Origin of the sequence: Streptomyces sp. NBC_00076 (assembly GCF_045041235.1) — a bacterium.
Taxonomy (GTDB): Bacteria; Actinomycetota; Actinomycetes; order Streptomycetales; family Streptomycetaceae; genus Streptomyces.
The window spans coordinates 1,238,099-1,254,229 of the sequence record NZ_CP108242.1 but is presented as its reverse complement, the minus strand read 5'-3'; the positions used below and the strand labels follow the sequence as shown (position 1 = coordinate 1,254,229).

Here is a 16,131-nt window from a genome sequence, read left to right as displayed (position 1 = left end):
GGACTCCGTGGATCAGGCGGGCACATCGGATTCCTGGAGACGGGCGCGGCAGGTGCTGGAAGGTGCCCGCCTGGCCCCCGACCGGCTCGACCGGCTGCGCCCCCTGACCGGCGGCACGTACAACACCGTCGAGGAACTCGTCCTCACCGACGGCAGCCGCTACGTGCTGAAGGTCCCTCCCGCCGCGACCGTCCCCGGTCTGCGCCACGAGCAGCGACTGCTGCTCTCCGAGGCGGAGTTCTACCGTGCGGCGGCCGGGGCCGGCGTCCCGGCGCCGCACGTCCTCGCGCTCGGCGGGTACACGGACACCGCCCCAGGGCATCTGCTGATGACGGCCTGCCCAGGCGAACCCTGGAACGGTTCGCTGACGCCCACCGAACAGGCCTCTCTGCGCGCCGAGTTGGGCCGCCACCTCGCCCGTCTGCACGAGGTGACCGGGCCCGGCTTCGGCTACCCGTCCGGTGCCCTCGGCCCGCTCGTCCCCGACTGGCGCACCGCCTTCACGGCCATGACCGATGCCGTCCTCGAAGACGCCCGCCACTACCGGGCCCGCCTGCCCCGCCCCGTCGACGAGGTGGCCCGTACCCTCCGGTCCGCCCACGGCGCGTTGGACGAGGTCACCGTCCCGTGCCTGGTCCACTTCGACCTGTGGCCGGGGAACATCCTGGTGGACCGCCCGGCGGGGGAGGCGCCCCGGATCGGCGGGCTCATCGACGGGGAGCGCATGTTCTGGGGCGACCCACTGGCCGACTTCGTCTCCCTGGCGCTGCTCGGGGACATCAAGCGGGACGAGGCCTTCCTCGCGGGCTACCGGGAGGCCGGCGGCCGGGGGGTGTTCGACGGCCCCGCCCGCCTGCGCCTCGCCCTCTACCGCGCCTACCTCTACCTGATCATGCTCACGGAGACAGTGCCCCGGGCGGTCGACGCGGGCCAGCGGCGATGGGTCCAGGAGAATGTCGCCCCGGAACTCGTCGCGGCCCTGGAGGAGATCGAGAAGGGGGCGCCCGCCGCTTCCTCGTCCAGCCGGAGCGCGTCCTGATCGGTTGCTGGGGCGGGCTCCAGCCCGGGCGCCCGGATCCTGCCCGCCGTACGACGCCGTACGACGCCGTACGACGCTGCGCGATGTCGTGCACCCTGCGTCATCCAGCCGGGAAGGCGAGCGTCGAGCTCGGGCGGCCCGGGCCGGACGCGGTCACCGTCGGGGCGGCGATCCTGGCGACGCCGCCTACTTCGCGCGCGGCGGCGGGCGACCCGAGTCGGCTCCCGAGGGCCGGCCGCCCGGGTGGCGCACGGCGCCCGGACCGAGTCGGCCACGCCCCACGAACGCGAGTGACCGCAGGTGTGGGCGCCGGTCGCCATGTGGACGGCTAGGAGCGGGTGCCGCACTGACGTTTCGCTGATCGGCGCGGAGGTACTCGCGTGGCGCCCCGAACCCCACGAAGCGAAGGGAGTGCGCCGTGGACGACCACCGCAGCGAAGGACCCGGAGAGAACGGTGAGCCCGTACCGCGCGACCCGCCGGACCAGCAGGCGCACGACGGCGAGGACCCCTGGGAGGTGGGTGCCGGCAGCGCGCGGGGCGACACCCTCGACACCACCGAGCCCGACGACTCCGAGGATCCCGACGAGGCGGCCGCCGACGTCCCCGACACCGACGAGTCGGGAACGGGCAGGCGGGGCGCCCCGCACTCGGGCGCCGTGGACCCCGAGCACCCGGTCCCGGACGAACCCACCGGCTGACCGGCCGCCCGAGGCGTCCCGGCCGTCGGGCGGCCCTCGGGGGCCCGGATCGCGTGCCCGTACCTCCCACGTACCGCCTACCGCCGTACCGCCGCCGAGGTCAGCCGACCTTGTGGCCCTGCATCGGCTCCGTCCGCGCCCCCGCGCCCTGCTGCATGCCGTGCAGGAACTCCTCCAGCACCTCCGCCGCCGTGTGGTCCGGGCGCCAGCCCAGTTCCGTGCGGGCGCGGCTGCAGTGCATCAGCGGAAGCCTCAGCACCGCGTCGAAGAGATGGGGAGAGGCCGGCAGCAGATGCAGCCCCCACGCGGCGGCGACCGCCGAGCGGGCCGCGGTACGCGGCAGCCGGACCGGACGGGCGCCGAGCATCTCACCGAGCAGCTCCGCGTCGACGGTCGGCTCGCCTGCCAGGTTGAAGGCGCCGTGGACGTCGGAGTGCAGCGCGAGACGGTACGCCTTCGCCGCGTCGTCGGTGTGCAGCGCCTGCACGCGCAGGCCCGGGATGTCGGGCAGGAACGGCAACAGCTCGGGCCGGGCCAGCGGCCCGGGCAGAAAACGCCCGCCGAAGATACGGCGCTGCTCGCTCGCCGACGCCCGCTTGAACAGGAAGGCCGGGCGCATACGGACCACCCGGACTTCGGGGTGGTCGCGCTCGAAGGTGTCCAGGGCACGCTCCAGATAGGCCTTCTCCCGGCAGTACGCGGCATCCGGCCAGCCGTGGGTGGGCCACGACTCGTCGACCGCGTGCTCCTTCGGCCCCGGGGAGTACGCGCCGACCGACGACGCGTGCACCAGCGTCGGCACGCCCGCCGAGGCCACCGCCTCGAAGACCCGGATCGAGCCGAGCACATTGGTGCGCCAGGTCGCCGCCGGGTCGTGGGTGGGCTGGAACGCCCAGGCCAGATGGATGACGGCGGTGGCGCCCTCGAACTCCTTGACGAGATCGGACTGGTCGGACGCCAGGTCGACCGCCGACCATTCCGTCTTCGGCGGCGCCCAGTCCGGGATCCGGCGGGCCAGCCCCCGCACGGAACCGACCGCCGAATCCTCGGAGAGAAGGCGCACCACGCTGGTACCGACATTGCCGGTGGCGCCCGTGACGACAATCCTGCTGCCCGTTGAAGTGCTCACCTTCGGCTCCTCACGGCCGGTGGTTCGACGGGGGAGCGCCCCGAGTACCCCGCTGGGAGTGGTGCACGCGGCTGGCGACCGCACTTCCGCCCAGGAGACGATCACCTTATGAGTGAGATCATCCTGATGTCCGACGCCAGGGTCGCCGCCGTTCCGGTCGAGGAGTGCGGCGAAGCGCTGGTCGACGTACGGGGCTCCCTTCGCGTCGACGACCGGAAGCACAAGGACTCCCACGGCGCCGAGGCCCTCCTGCGGCAGGGCGTCCTCGACCGCCTGCTGCGGGCCGAGGCCCTGCTGCCGCAGGGTCTGCGGCTGCTCTTCGTCGAGGGATACCGGCCCCCTGCCCTGCAGCGGTCCTACTTCGAGAAGTACGCCGACGAACTGCGCGCCGATCACCCGGACTGGCCCGCCGATGGCATCCGCACGGCGGCCAGCCGCTATGTGTCCCCGCCCGAGATCGCCCCGCACTCGGCGGGCGCCGCCGTGGACCTGACCCTGGCCCACGCGGACGGCCGCGAACTCGACCTCGGCACACCCATGAACGCGTCCCCGGAACAGAGCGACGGCGCCTGCTACACCGCCGCCGCCCACATCTCCGACGAGGCACGGGCCAACCGGGCCGTTCTGGGAGCGGCCCTGAGCGCGGCCGGCCTGATCAACTACCCCACCGAGTGGTGTTCCCAGTCAAGTTCTTGTGTTCAGGCTTGAGGTCACCGTAGGCAGCGCTTCGGGCGGCGCCCGGTCGTCTTCGTCTGGAGAGATGTTCACGAATTTCGGTTCTGCCTCAACTTCTGTGATGCGTGGCGCTAAGCGACGGAAGCAGTCCTGCCTGGCGGCGCAGGAAGTCGTCCGAAGTCGAGCCTGAAGGCGCCGCAGATGGGGGAACCGTCGATGGTGCGGCTGACGTCGTCCATGTGATCAAGGATGAGGAGCTGGCCAGGTGCGGATCTACATCAGTGTGGACATGGAAGGCATTACAGGGCTCGTCGACGCTGACGATGTTCAGCCCGGCGGCCGGGACTATGAGCACGGGCGTCAGATGATGGCCGAGGACGTCAACGCGGCCATCCGGGGAGCAGTGACTGCAGGTGCCACCCACATCACCGTGAACGACGCACATGGTCCCATGCGTAACCTCCTGCCCGAGGCCCTGCACCCTGCGGCGCGTCTCATCCGCGGCAAACCCAAGAACATGGGCATGCTCGACGGTCTCTCTGCCGGCCACGACGCCGTGCTCTGCGTCGGCTACCACTCCCGGGCCGGCACGCTCGGTGTGCTGAGCCACAGTTTCATGGGCCATGAGATCGAGGACATGTGGCTGGACGGCCAGCCGGTGGGGGAGATCGGCCTGGCCCACGCCACGGCAGCAGCCCTCGGCGTCCCCGTGGTGGTCCTCACCGGCGACGACCGGGCCTGCGAAGAAATGACCGAGTGGGATGCTTCGGTCACCACCGTGGCTGTGAAGTTCGCCCACGACCGCTTCGCGGCCGAACTACGCCCAGCGGATGAGGCACGCGCAGCAATCGAAAAGGCCGTTGCCGCCGGTCTCGTTTCACCGCGGACAACATCGACGGCTTCGGAATCGGCAACCCTCACTGTCCGATGGCAGTCGGCCTCAGTGGCCTCTGCGCTTCAGGGAATCCCTGGGGTCTCTGCCACGGACTTCCGCACCGTTCAGGCACAAGGTGCTCTACCCGACCTCTATCGACAGTTCGGAGTGTGGATGCGTGTGGCAGCTTCCATGACCAACCAGCCACCTTACTGCTGACCTCTGTGCACAGAACTGTATCGCTCCAGGTCAAGTTCATTCCGAGGTACCGCTGTGGATGGCCATCCGGCAGGCAGAATAGGTCAGGTGGTCACCCTCCCGTCGTATGGAGGGGAACGACATTGTCCGGCACCTCTTCCGGGGGCTTCCCCGCCCTCCCGCCGTGACGGGTGAGGACGGCGTTCGCGAGTGCGAGTTGAGTGACTTGGTGCCGGAGCGCCGTGATTTCAGCCTTCTGTGCGGCAACGGTTTCCTTCAGGTCGGACACGGTCTTGCGGAGCCGCTTTTCCGATTCCGGGGGTTGCTTCGTCTCGGTGCGGACGCGTTCGTAGAACTCGGCCTTCAGGTCCGCATGGCGCTTCTGAAGGGCCATGCGGTGAACACCGGCTTCGGCCGCGAGAGCGACGACGGTCAGTGCGCCGTCGGAGGCTGTGGGCCGGCCGGTGAGTAGCCGGTCCATGGCGGCACGGATGCGTGTCCGCTCGTCGGTGGATTGCTCGGTCACGACAGGTCCTCGGCAGGTTGGGCGGTGGCGTGGTGAGTGTCGGCGATGGCGCGGTATTGCTCGGCGGTGATGCGAAGGCGCCTGGCCAGCGGCTGAGGGGAGAGGGCCGCGAGTTTGTTGATGCGGTCGGTCTCTTCCAGCAGTTCGGTCGCGTGGCTGTCGAGGCGGACGGCGTTCCCGCAGCCGGGGCGGCAGTCGAACTGGTTCGGGGCGGTTGCGTCGGGGCCTGGTTCGCAGAGCGCGTTGTCGCGCTTGAAGACGCAGATCAGCGAAGCGTCTGGGTTGTCGAAGAGGACCAGGCCGTCGCGGGCCAGGTAGTCGGCGGCCTGTTTGGCGAACTTCTGGGTGACGGTACGGCCCTCGAATCGTGGCGCCTGGACGGCGGCGGTGAGGGCTCGTCGGGCGGCAGGCCCGGAAATCTTCTCGCCGGCGGCGAGGCGGTCCCGCAGCCGCGCGGCGGTGTCAGCGGCGGCCAGAGCGGTCTCGACATCAAGGACACTGTGGATGCCGCGGCGGCTTCGGCTGCCGTACCCGCTGGACGTACGGGCGTCGAGGACGGTGCGCATGTGGCCGTACTGGATCGCGAGTGCGACGAGGCCACCAGGTCTGCGGGCGATGTGCCACGCCAGGGTCCGGCGGAACCGCCCGAGCCCGATGGCGCCGTGAGGGTCTTGGGGGACGCCCTGGTCCTGCAACCCGTGGGATTCGGTCTCCCGGTTGCTCCAGGCGATGAAGTCCTCGATCCGCTGGTTCATGCTGCTGTTCTTCAAAGCGCCGCCGCGCTGGCGGCCGCGGGCAAAGTCGTGATGGGCGGAGCTGAAGAGCAGTTCGCCCTCGGGGACCATGCGCTCAAGGACTCGGATCGCGCGGACGACCGGGGTGATGGCGACCCAGGGGACCTCCCGTTCCTCACCGGCCGAGACGTGCCGGCCGTCGTCGTCGGTGACGTTCTTGTAGTGGTGACTGCGGATGAGATGGCGGCCGCCGTCCTCAGGGTCGGGGCAGCAGCCGGACCGCAGACCTTGTACTTCCTGCGGTCGCATGCCGGTCAGATAGAGGCAGACGATCATCGCGGCGGTGGCCAACTGCCTCATCAAGGTCGAGACCTCGTTGAAGTCGAGGTGCTCGCGCCAGGGCCTGCCGTTGATCTGCCCGGTCACGGCTACCGGGAGCGGGCAGGGCCCTGGCCGCAGCGTGCTGAGCTCATGGCGTTGTCGAAAGCCACTGACCTGGTTGACGCTGCAGCCGACGGTGGCCGCGATGAATGTTGCGGCCAGGACAGTCTTGCCGCGCCACCCGGTGGTCGGCAGGCCCGTGCCCGCGGCGAGTCGGGGCAAGAGGTAGTCATCAAGCGCGGCCAATCCTGCGGGCGAGCTCGGGTTGGTGATGGCCGCCTGCTGCATGCGGCGCCATTCCACCCAGGCGGCCAGGATGTTGTCCGCGAGGTCGTCGACCATGCGGATCGCCCACATCAGTAGCGGGCTCACCACGCTCGGATCCAGCGGCTCGGTTGTGTTCTCGCCGGTGTCCTGCGGGGTGGAGGATGGCAGATAGTCGTCGACGCCTTCCCGTTCCCATGGTGGTTGCGTGACGCCGATGGGCTGAGTGCAGAGCTGGTCGAATGCCCACAGATCGGTGAGGCGACTCAGAGCTTCCTCAGCGCGGTGCCGGGTCGGATTGGTGCGGAAGCGGTCCGTGACGTAAGCAGTCCAGTGGTCGTCGGTGCAGCCACGCAGATCTTTGACGCCAGCGGTGTACAGCCAGCGGCCGAGTCGCATCCACTCGTAGCAGGTTTCCCGCATCTCATTGGCGGAGCCTCTGGGACGGGCCCGCATCCCTCGGCTCTGGAGGTAGGTGGGTCGCAGCTGGCCGTTCAACAGAATCCAGGTCACCTGCTTGATCTGCCCCGTCATCGGATCAGGGCAGTTCCTCCAGTGGATCTTGATCAGGCTGGCGCCGGGACGGTCGATGAGCGGCCCGAGCGGCCAGACCGGCTCCTGGTAACGACCGTTGGGGTTGGCGTTTCCGGAGCTGATCCAACGAGGAAGGACGACCGGGCTGTCCGGGGTGGGGATCGGCAGCAGATAGGGGTCGCTCTCCGAGGCAAGAGGGAGGCTCATGAGGCAAGTTGTCCCTTCAGCAGGAGATCGACCAGGGAGCGGTCGGTGTCGCTGGCCCGTACCCGAGCGGCAGCCCAGGACGGACGGCCGACCTTGTCCGCCAGGTCGTCGAGCCGCTGCCAGTGCTCGTACCAGCGCTGGTGCCATCTGTGTTCAGGCATCGCCGACCGCAGGCCCTGGATGTGTTCGTGAAGGAGGGCGAGGCGGGGGTGGTGACCTGGGTGGACGTGTGCGTTAGGGCAGGCGAGGCAGAGGAGGAAGTCGGCTCCGCAGCCGCCGTCCGGGGCAGGCCATGGTGTGGTGGTCTCGTCCGCGCAGTCCGCGGTCGCGGTCTGCCCGTGGGCCGGGTCCGGACCTTGGGCGAGGTGGCCGCGGAAGAAGATCTTCTGCGCTTGGTCGAGAGCTTCGAGCGCGCCGTCCTCGAAGGTCTGCTGCGAGGCTTGCCGGACCTTTTGGTCGGGCAGCACGTAGACGCTCTCGTGCGTCCCTTGCGTTTGCTGGAGAGGCTTGCCCTCCCGAGTCACCGTTGTGCGTCGGATCTGGCGGAAGGGCGAGCCGTTCAGCTTGTGTTCGATCGCCCAGGACTTTCCGTCGACACCCGAGACACCGAAAACGATCGGGCCCACTGCCGGGGGACGGTCCATGTCCTTGCGTCCGCCCTTCTGCCGAACCGCGCGGGCTGTCATCAACAGGTCCGTGCCCGGAGCCAGTTGCGCAGCCAGGAGCCGTCCATGGAGCGTGGCCTGCAGTGCCTGTGTGATCAATCGCCCTGGGGAGTCGGCCCCGGAGTCGGTGATGTTCTCCGTGGAGAACCAGCGGCCGTTCCCGGCCCGGCGCTTCTCGACCTTCACGTGGTAGGTCACGTTCGTGCTCTCCGCGACCGACGGAGCCCTGGTCGGGGCCGGCATACGGTCATAGGCGGAGAGGTTCCAGCCGAAGCGATCGGTCAGCAGTACGGCCAGGGCTGTCAGCTCCGACGGGGTCAGGAACAGTCGGCCCCACGTGTGCTCGACGTCGCGGCCGCCCAGCAATCCGCGGTTGGTGATGGCCTGTCGACCACTCGGCAACTGCGTACGGGGCACGTCCCCGACACGAGCCACATGGTCCAGCGCTTCCGCGAGCCGCCAGTCACGGCTGCCCTCATCCAGGGCTCCCGCCCGCCACCTCTCCAGCAGTTCACTGTTCTCCCGGATCCTGAGCCAGGCAGCCCGGAACTGACGGCCTGCTGCCAGCAGCACGTGCTCGCGTTCCGCCTCGTCGTAGGACTTCCTGACGGGCTTCGGTGCGGGAACGCGACGGGCCAGCTCCTCTGCGACCGGCCCTTCGCTCAACCGGGGGTCGCCGCGGAGTATCCGATGGACTACCCGCAGCGTGGTGCGACCGGTGTTGGTGCTGATGTTCTGCAGCCGCCAGCGCTTGAGCGTCGCCGCGTCCAGGTCGGTCAAATCGTCGGGAAGAGTCTCGAGACCGGAGACGAAGTCGGCGAACACCTTCAGCCTGTTCCAGGCGGCTGTGGCGCTGTAGTGGCTGGTCCATCTCCCCTGCTGGGCAGCGAACACCGTTGCCAGGGAGCGCTGCATCGGCTGCGGGACCGGCAGGTCGGAGAAGTCGAAGTCCTTCCCGTGGCCGGCCTTGTTGACGATGGTGACCACCAGGCCGTTTGCGGCAAGCGGTGGCTCAGTCGTGAAGTCGGTCGGCGGCAGGACCGCCCGACGCCCGCGGCGGCTCACCGGCCGGCCTCCGGCAGCCGGTCGACAATGACGTCGATGTCCTGGATCCCGGCCGACTCCTTCGCGAGCCGCGCGAACACGCCGTCGATGTCCTCGACCTCGCGGTCGGGCCCGTCGGCCTCGGCTGTCGCCAGGATTGCTTCGAGCTGCAGATGTGCGACCGGAGCCAGGTAATGACGCTTGGTCGTCTCGACGTCCGCGTGCCCGAGGAGGGTCTTGACCAGCCACCAGGGATCGCCGAACAGCATCGCGAAGTCCCGGCGGTCCTGCGCGGTCAATCCGAAACGGGCTTCCATCAGCTGGTTCAGCACGATGAGCATGTACAGCGCGAAGGAGTGACGCGTGGAGTGTGGGGTCGCGTACGGAGTCCGGCCCCGGACTTCTGCGGCGCGGAGGTTCCGGCCCACTTCCCGCTCGGCGGGGGTCAACAAAACCTGCTCGCAGCGCAGGTTCGCCGTGGTGAACACCGTGTTCCAACGGTCGGGAAGCATCGGCAAGCCCTGCTCGGTCAGCCACAGCCACGCAGGCTCCGGCCCCTCCGGGCCCTCGATGAACAGCCACTGCCGTTCCCGCCAGCCCAGATGAGTCAAGTACTGATGGCCTTCGACACCATCCCGGTCGACCCAGAAGACCCGTGGCGCCCGGCCACGAGTCACCTTCGTGACGAGACGCATCTGCTCGACCCGCTCGTAACGGCCCATCTGCTGAGCGCGCTTTACCGCCCAAGCGCGCTCCGACTGTACGTAGGTCTCGACCTGCCCCAGGGCATCCAGCGAGGTATAGAAAGTGCGGCCGTTCTTCGACCGGGTCACTGCCCCGGCGAGCTGGCCATGCTGGTAGCGCCCGTGCTGCAACCGCTGAGCGGGCAGCTCGAACGTCAACAGCGACCCGCCCTCCTGCCGCCGAAGCCCCGAACTCAAGATGAACTGCACAAACGAGGTGTTACGGGCCTCGGTCCGTGCGTCCCATCCCCAACTCGGCACTCTGTCGCGGCCGTGACCGCGCAGCCCGACGTCCGACCACAAGCTCCACGTACGCGGTGTCAGCCACGACACCCGGGCGCTGACCGAGTCAGCCGCACGGTCCTCCCGCCGGGACGCATCCACCGGTCGCGGGCTCACCCTCGCCCACTTGAACAGGCGGGTGAAGGCGGCTGCCTCACGGTTCCATTTCGACCCGCTGATTCGCTCGGGATTCCGCGGAGCATCACAACGCCAAGTCCTGTAGTTGAGCAGGTCCTGCTCGGAGGCCCGGCGCCAGTCGATCCCGCGCGACGACAGGAATGTCAGGAGGATTCGAATGTCCGTGGCGTAGTTCCGCTTCGTCTCCCGCGCAAGGAAGCGGAAGTGCTTCGACAGAACGAATTCCAACAGGTCGGAGTCGATGGTGAAATCTGGGGCGATGAAGACAGGATCACCCGGCATCAAGCCGATCCGCTCGACCGCCGTCGGCAGGTCCTCGACCCCCAACACTCCCGCTTCAGGAAGCGTCCCCCACCGGCCCGGGTCGGGCACCCACACCACATGCCACTCACTCACACTCGCTCCTCCCCTGATGCTTGAACACATCCAATCATCAGGGAAGTTCTGGCACTGGTCGTACGGAGACCGCTACTGGGCTCTGGAGACCGGCGCGCCGACCGCGCTCTACGGGCCGAGCGAACTGCCCGCAACGACGTCGTCGACCATGTCCCCCGCCCCGCTCCTCGCCCCGGACCCTGCCCCCGCGCGCCCGATGCGCTCCGGGGACGCCCAACAGTGACCGCTTCGCGGAGAAGAGATTTCTTCCCTAGTTCAGTCGGCGAACGCGTTCACGCCCGTCCGCTCGGCCGACAGGTCCCACAGCCGGGCCGCCTGCTCGGGGTCGATCGCGTAGTCCTTGACGCCTGTGCGCTCGCCGTCGGCCGGTGCCGGGTCCGCGATGTCGCAGTCCTCCAGGTAGACGCCGCCCAGGCCGGCCAGCCGGGGTGAGGTCGCCGCCCAGACCTGGGTGGCCGCGCCCTGCTCGGGAGTCTTCATGCCCTCCTGCGGGATCGGGGTGCCGTCCTCGTCGATCCAGCCGTTCGCCACCATCTCCTCCCTGGGCAGGTGCCGCTGGAGAGGGGTGAGGATGCCACCGGGGTGCAGCGCGAAGGCCTGTACGCCGCGGTCCCGGGCGAGCCGGTCGAGGTGGACGGCCAACAGGACGTTCGCGGTCTTGGCCTGCCCGTATGCCTGCCACTTGTCGTAGCCGTCCTGCCAGTCGACGTCGTCCCAGCGGATGCCGGAGAAGTGGTGGCCGCGCGAGGACACCGACACCACCCGGGCACCACCGGGCTCGATCGCCGGCCACAGCCGGTTGACGAGGGCGAAGTGGCCCAGGTGGTTCGTGGCGAACTGCGCCTCCCAGCCGGGCCCCACCCTGGTCTCCGGGCAGGCCATGATCCCGGCGTTGTCGATGACGAGGTCGAGCGTGCGGCCCGAGGCGAGGAACCGCTCGGCGAAGGCGCGGACGCTGTCCAGGTCGCCGAGGTCCAGTTCGTCCACCTCGACCCCGTCGACGCCGGCCAGGGCTTCCCGTGCGGCGGCGGGGCGGCGGGCCGGGACGACGACCCGGGCGCCGGCCGCGTGCAGGGCGCGGGAGGTCTCCAGGCCGAGACCCGAGTAGCCGCCGGTGACGAGCGCGAGCTTTCCGGTCAGGTCGATGCCGGCCAGGACGTCGGCGGCGCTGCTGTGGGCGCCGAACCCCGAGCCGATCTTGTGCTGTGCGGTACGTGCGGTGCGTGCAGTGCTCATGTCCGAAACGCTACGGATTGGAGCGTGCTCCAAGTCAAGCGTCCTCGAGGTCAGGCGTCCTCGAGGTCAAGGGTGATCGAGGTCAGGCATCCTCGACGTCGAGCGCGCTGGGCCGGGGCAGCGCGGTTCCGGCACGGGGCAGGCGGTGTCCGGACAGAGGGAAGCCCCGACCGGACGGGGGAATCACGGTCGGGGCTGGTCTCGTGTGGGCGCGGATGGCGGTCGCCTCTCGGCGAAACGCTCCACAGGGCTTCAGCCGAACGATCGTCCCTGTGGGCAAAAGGTGAGGCCCGGGGACACTGTCCCATCCGCACCCACGGTCTGTTCAACGGACAACCACCCCTGGGTGTTCCGTGGTTGGCCGCGAACCGGGGTGATCCGTGTCACCGCTCGTCAGCGGCCGGAACGGCCTCGGTCCAGAGTTTCTCGGCCTGCAACAAAAGGGTTCCCAGGACGGCCGTCGTGGTGGCTCCGTGCGCGGAGTGCTCCCGCAGACCGTGCTGCAACCGTTCGTGCAGCTCCCGCATCGCGTCCTCGGAGCCTCCCGCCGGTCGCAGCGGGCCGGAGGTCAGCTTCAGGCTCTCCCGGCTCCAGCCGCGGGCCGACCGCAGCGCCTCCAGGCACCGCTCCAACCGGGCCGAAGCGCTCGACCAGCGCGCCGCGGTCCGCGCGTCCCACTCCGTCTCCCGCAGATCCGCGCCGACGGTGTGCAACACGTCGCCGGCCTCCCGGGCGAGTGCCGCGAGGTTCTCCCGCACGTCCCGCAGATGGATCGGCGGCAGGACGAGGGCATTGATCGCGGCCCCGATCACCGCGCCCAGCAGTGCCTGTCCGACGCGGTGCCCGACCGCCGACGCCGAGAGGGTTCCCGAGGGTGAAGACGGCGGTGGTCGCGCCGTAGATCCCCTGGTCGCCGAAGCGGGACCAGTTCGCGAGCAGCATCAGCACCGGCACGGACAGGGCCAGCGCGCCCAGCGTGCTGCCGGCGAGGGCCTGGGCCGCCGACGCCAGCAGGGTTCCGGCACAGAGGGCCACCCATTGCTGCGCGCCCTGCCGCAGCGAGCTGTAGACGGTGGCCTGCACCAGCACCAGCGCCACCCAGGGCGCCATCAACGCCATCGGATCGCCCCGCAGGTCGCTCGCCACGAACCAGGCGATCAGTGCCTTCCGCTGCCGCCTTCAACGACTGCACGACCAGATCGCGCTCCCGGCCGGGACCGCGCCGGACGGCCCGGGCGGCCCGGGCGACGGCAAGGGCATCCCGGCGCAGCGCGTCGGCCGGACGGCCACCGTACGGTCGTACCGCATCTGTCATACGCGTCATGCACGGTGGGTATCCGCGTCGAGAGGCCCCTCACCTGGGTTTTTCGGTCGGATCATGCCAGGGGGCTGTCCGCCAGGGAGGCCAGCAGGTCCGCGGGGTCGTCGTAGATCTCGGTCGCCCCCGCCCCGGCCAGGTCGGTCCGCGGGATGCCGCCGCACAGGACGCCGACGCAGCGCACCCCGGCCCGGCTGCCCGCGCGCATGTCCCAGACGGTGTCGCCGACGAAGACCGCCTGCTCGGGGGCGACACCGGCCAGCTCCAGGGCGTGTTCGACGGGCTCGGGCGAGGGCTTGCCCTCGTCGACGTCGTCGGCGCTCGCCGTGTCGGTGATCGCGTCGTCCGCGTCGAGCGCGCGACGCAGCGCGGACAGCTCGGCACCGCCCGCCGACGTGGCGAGCACCACCGTCCAGCCGTCCCGGTCGAGCCGCCGCAGCAGCCGCCCGGCGTCCTGGAACGCGGGCAGCCGGTCGAAGTACTGCCCGTACAGCGCCTTGTGCGCGGCGCTCAGTTCCGCGTCCCGTGCCGGGTCCCGGTCGTCGCCGAGGAGGTGGGCGATCAGGTCGGTGGAGCCGAGCCCGATCGCCCGGTGGATGGCGTGCGTCGGTACCCGGTGCCCCGCCTGTCGGAAGGCCTCCCACCAGGTCACCACGTGGAGGTGGTTGGTGTCGACGAGGGTCCCGTCGACGTCGAACACCGCGGCCCGTCCCATATACCCGTCCTTTCGTCCCATACCGCCGGTCGGCGCGTCGCGTACCCCGCCGGCCGCCCGGTCAGCGCGTCGAGTACCACGTCAGCCGCTCGCCACGCGAGCCGGAATCCGGCCCTCCCGGGTCCAGGCCAGCAGCTCCGCCAGGGACCAGGTCGTGACCACACGGTCGGCGGGCACCTCGCACTCCTGCGCACGGGCGCAGCCGTGGATCTGCCAGTCCAGCTGGCCGGGTGCGTGCGCGTCGGTGTCGATCGAGAACAGCACGCCCGCCCGTACGGCCGCGCGCAGCAGTCGCCGTGGCGGATCGAGGCGCTCGGGGCGGCTGTTGATCTCCACCGCCGTACCGGACTCGGCGCACGCCGCGAACACCTCCTCGGCGTCGAACTCCGACTCGGGCCGCCCCCGCCCCGTCACCAGCCGACCGGTGCAGTGCCCGAGGACGTCCGCGTGCGGATCGCGTACGGCGGCCACCATGCGCCGGGTCATCGAGCGGGCGTCCATCCGCAGCTTGGAGTGCACGGACACCACCACGACGTCCAGCTGATCGAGCAGGTCGGGTTCCTGGTCGAGCGAGCCGTCGTCGAGGATGTCGCACTCGATGCCCGTCAGCAGCCGGAACGGCGCCCATGTCTCGTTCAGCTCCGCCACCACCTCCAGCTGGTGGCGCAGCCGCTCGGGCGACAGCCCGCGAGCCACGGTCAGCCGCGGCGAGTGGTCGGTCAGCGCGGCCCACTCGTGGCCGATCTCGGCCGCGGCCCGGCCCATCTCGTCGATCGGGCTGCCGCCGTCGGACCAGTCCGAGTGCAGATGGCAGTCCCCGCGCAGCAGGGCCCGCAGCCCATCCCCGCCCGGCGTCGACGGCGCCGCGGCGTCGGCCTCGCCCTCCAGCTTCTCCAGATAGCCGGGCACCCGCCCCTCCAGCGCCTCGCGCACCACCTGCGCCGTCTTCGGGCCGACCCCCTTCAGGGCCTCCAGCGTCCCGGCGTCCGCCCGCTCGCGGACCTCCGCGTCGGACATCGGGGACAGCACACGGGAGGCCGTACGGAAGGCGCGCACGCGGTACGTGGGCGCGCTGGACCGCTCCAGCAGAAAGGCGATCCGTTCCAAGGCCTCGACGGGATCCATCACCACCTCCACCTCCACCTGGAACCTCCAGCGTTCCCCAGCTGCCCGGGGACCGCACGACGAGTGGGTGGCTCCTCCGGTACGCGATCGGGCGGGAACGGGACGTCGGCATCAGCCTCGCGCGGTGGAGGGCGGCGGTGCTCGGCCCGCTGGTCGGGTGACGTACGCCTCTCCCTCTCGCACGATGCGCTCTAGGCTCTATCCATGACCGAAAGCGCGAGCCCACACATCGCCCAGCCGCGGATCCTGGTGCTCGGGGTGCAGCCGGGCACGCCGCCGTTCCGGATCGTGGAGATCGACGGCCAGGTGATCGGCGAGGCGAAGACCGTCACCGACGTCCTGGAGGCCGCGGCGGCTTTCGGCATCACGGTCCACGACCTGGACGACCCGGAGGTGGTCCGCTGGGTGGGCGGGGACAAGTTCACCTGGCACCGGCACTGATCGACCGGGTCGGCGTCCACGTCCGGCGGACGCCGACCCAAGGCTGGGCGGCCGAACCGTCCGCGGTGCGTTCGCGCGGGCGGCCTCGGTCACACCTTCGGCTTGCGCGCGTGCACCGCCCGGCTCAGCCGCCGCCCCAGCAGGAGGTAGCCGACGAGCGCGCCGGTGGTGTTGAGGATGACGTCGTCGATGTCGAAGGCCCGCCCGGTGATCAACGCTCCCTGGGCGAACTCCACCATGAGCATCACGATCGCGGTCAGCAGCAGGATGCGCAGGATCCCGCGGGTGCCGGGAGCCACGACCGGCACCAGGATGCCGAACGGGATGCCCAGCAGCAGGTTGCCGCCGATCTGCTTGACGGCGTCCCGCAGTTCGGGCTGATCCACATAGGCCCGCAGGGAACGGCCCGGATGGATGTTGGTGTGCGTCAGATCCACCGACGCGGGGGAGGGCTCCAGGGTCAGCCGCGCCAGGACGACGGCGAACGCCACCATGAAGGCGAACGCGCAGAGCACCGCCAGCAGACGCAGGGGCCAGGGCAGGGGACGCCGTTCCCGGCTCGATCTCTGCTCCGAACGCCGCGCTGAAGCCCGCTCCGAACGCCGTTCCCGGCTCGGCTTCCGCGGAGGGCGCTCGGTCTTGGAGGTGCGGGTGCGGGTGCGCAACACTGCGCGCGTTCGTTCGGCTGCCCAGGCCATCCAGTCCTCCAGAGTGCAAGTTCCCCGTGTCGTGACGCGGTTACCCGCGAACGGCCAGACGATTCACCC

The 16,131-nt window shown here is 70.1% G+C and carries 14 protein-coding genes and 2 pseudogenes; 6 read left to right on the top strand and 10 right to left on the bottom strand.

Features of this window, described 5'->3' with window-relative positions:
* The first annotated feature begins 7 nt into the window (after positions 1–7).
* On the top strand, positions 8–1,039 hold the full coding sequence (locus OHA64_RS05770; RefSeq protein WP_405608835.1) for a phosphotransferase family protein: 1,032 nt from the start codon (positions 8–10) through the stop codon (positions 1,037–1,039).
* 418 nt (positions 1,040–1,457) lie between these two features.
* Positions 1,458–1,739: a hypothetical protein gene (locus OHA64_RS05765; protein WP_405608832.1), complete on the top strand. Its 282-nt coding sequence runs from the start codon at positions 1,458–1,460 to the stop codon at positions 1,737–1,739.
* Positions 1,740–1,839: 100 nt separating this feature from the next.
* On the opposite strand, the gene OHA64_RS05760 is transcribed toward OHA64_RS05765, so the two are convergent.
* On the bottom strand, positions 1,840–2,868 hold the full coding sequence (locus tag OHA64_RS05760; RefSeq protein WP_405608829.1) for an SDR family oxidoreductase: 1,029 nt from the start codon (positions 2,866–2,868) through the stop codon (positions 1,840–1,842).
* 108 nt (positions 2,869–2,976) lie between these two features.
* Between OHA64_RS05760 and OHA64_RS05755 the strand changes: the two genes are divergently transcribed.
* Positions 2,977–3,576 carry a M15 family metallopeptidase gene (locus OHA64_RS05755; protein ID WP_405608826.1) on the top strand — a complete coding sequence of 200 codons (600 nt, stop codon included), beginning with the start codon at positions 2,977–2,979 and terminating at the stop codon, positions 3,574–3,576.
* A gap of 232 nt (positions 3,577–3,808) precedes the next feature.
* Positions 3,809–4,636 (top strand): M55 family metallopeptidase, encoded by an 828-nt coding sequence (locus OHA64_RS05750; protein WP_405608823.1) that lies wholly within the window; start codon positions 3,809–3,811, stop codon positions 4,634–4,636.
* 91 nt (positions 4,637–4,727) lie between these two features.
* On the opposite strand, the gene OHA64_RS05745 is transcribed toward OHA64_RS05750, so the two are convergent.
* Genes OHA64_RS05745 through OHA64_RS05730 form a run of 4 tightly spaced genes read right to left on the bottom strand, consistent with a single transcriptional unit; the run spans position 4,728 to position 10,529 of the window.
* On the bottom strand, positions 4,728–5,141 hold the full coding sequence (locus OHA64_RS05745) for a hypothetical protein (protein WP_405608820.1): 414 nt from the start codon (positions 5,139–5,141) through the stop codon (positions 4,728–4,730).
* Positions 5,138–7,261 (bottom strand): integrase, encoded by a 2,124-nt coding sequence (locus OHA64_RS05740; RefSeq protein ID WP_405608817.1) that lies wholly within the window; start codon positions 7,259–7,261, stop codon positions 5,138–5,140. The genes OHA64_RS05745 and OHA64_RS05740 overlap by 4 nt, the downstream gene beginning before the upstream one ends.
* The gene (locus OHA64_RS05735; RefSeq protein WP_405608814.1) at positions 7,258–8,991 is read right to left on the bottom strand and encodes a hypothetical protein; all 1,734 of its coding nucleotides are present in this window, start codon (positions 8,989–8,991) and stop codon (positions 7,258–7,260) included. The genes OHA64_RS05740 and OHA64_RS05735 overlap by 4 nt, the downstream gene beginning before the upstream one ends.
* Positions 8,988–10,529, bottom strand: coding sequence for a site-specific integrase (locus OHA64_RS05730; protein WP_405608811.1), 1,542 nt, complete (start codon positions 10,527–10,529; stop codon positions 8,988–8,990). Before OHA64_RS05730 ends, OHA64_RS05735 begins: the two co-directional genes overlap by 4 nt.
* A 43-nt stretch (positions 10,530–10,572) precedes the next feature.
* On the opposite strand from OHA64_RS05730, the pseudogene OHA64_RS05725 reads away from it, so the two are divergent.
* Positions 10,573–10,656, top strand: a pseudogene (locus OHA64_RS05725) (dipeptidase); the annotation flags it as partial.
* A gap of 128 nt (positions 10,657–10,784) precedes the next feature.
* On the opposite strand, the gene OHA64_RS05720 reads toward OHA64_RS05725, so the two are convergent.
* From OHA64_RS05720 to OHA64_RS05705, 4 genes and pseudogenes are all read right to left on the bottom strand, one after another.
* Positions 10,785–11,765: an SDR family NAD(P)-dependent oxidoreductase gene (locus tag OHA64_RS05720; RefSeq protein ID WP_405608808.1), complete on the bottom strand. Its 981-nt coding sequence runs from the start codon at positions 11,763–11,765 to the stop codon at positions 10,785–10,787.
* Between the two features lie 383 nt (positions 11,766–12,148).
* A pseudogene (locus OHA64_RS05715) lies at positions 12,149–13,089 on the bottom strand (FUSC family protein).
* Between the two features lie 52 nt (positions 13,090–13,141).
* A complete protein-coding gene (locus tag OHA64_RS05710; RefSeq protein ID WP_405608805.1) occupies positions 13,142–13,798 on the bottom strand; it encodes an HAD family hydrolase in 657 nt (218 codons plus the stop codon).
* 81 nt (positions 13,799–13,879) lie between these two features.
* On the bottom strand, positions 13,880–14,923 hold the full coding sequence (locus OHA64_RS05705; protein ID WP_405608802.1) for a PHP domain-containing protein: 1,044 nt from the start codon (positions 14,921–14,923) through the stop codon (positions 13,880–13,882).
* A gap of 204 nt (positions 14,924–15,127) precedes the next feature.
* Here OHA64_RS05705 and OHA64_RS05700 point away from each other — a divergent pair, with 204 nt between their 5' ends.
* Positions 15,128–15,364, top strand: coding sequence for a hypothetical protein (locus tag OHA64_RS05700; RefSeq protein ID WP_405608799.1), 237 nt, complete (start codon positions 15,128–15,130; stop codon positions 15,362–15,364).
* An 89-nt stretch (positions 15,365–15,453) separates the two neighbouring features.
* Here the strand turns inward: OHA64_RS05700 and OHA64_RS05695 are convergent, their stop codons facing one another.
* A complete protein-coding gene (locus OHA64_RS05695; protein ID WP_405608796.1) occupies positions 15,454–16,062 on the bottom strand; it encodes a VanZ family protein in 609 nt (202 codons plus the stop codon).
* Positions 16,063–16,131: the final 69 nt, after the last annotated feature.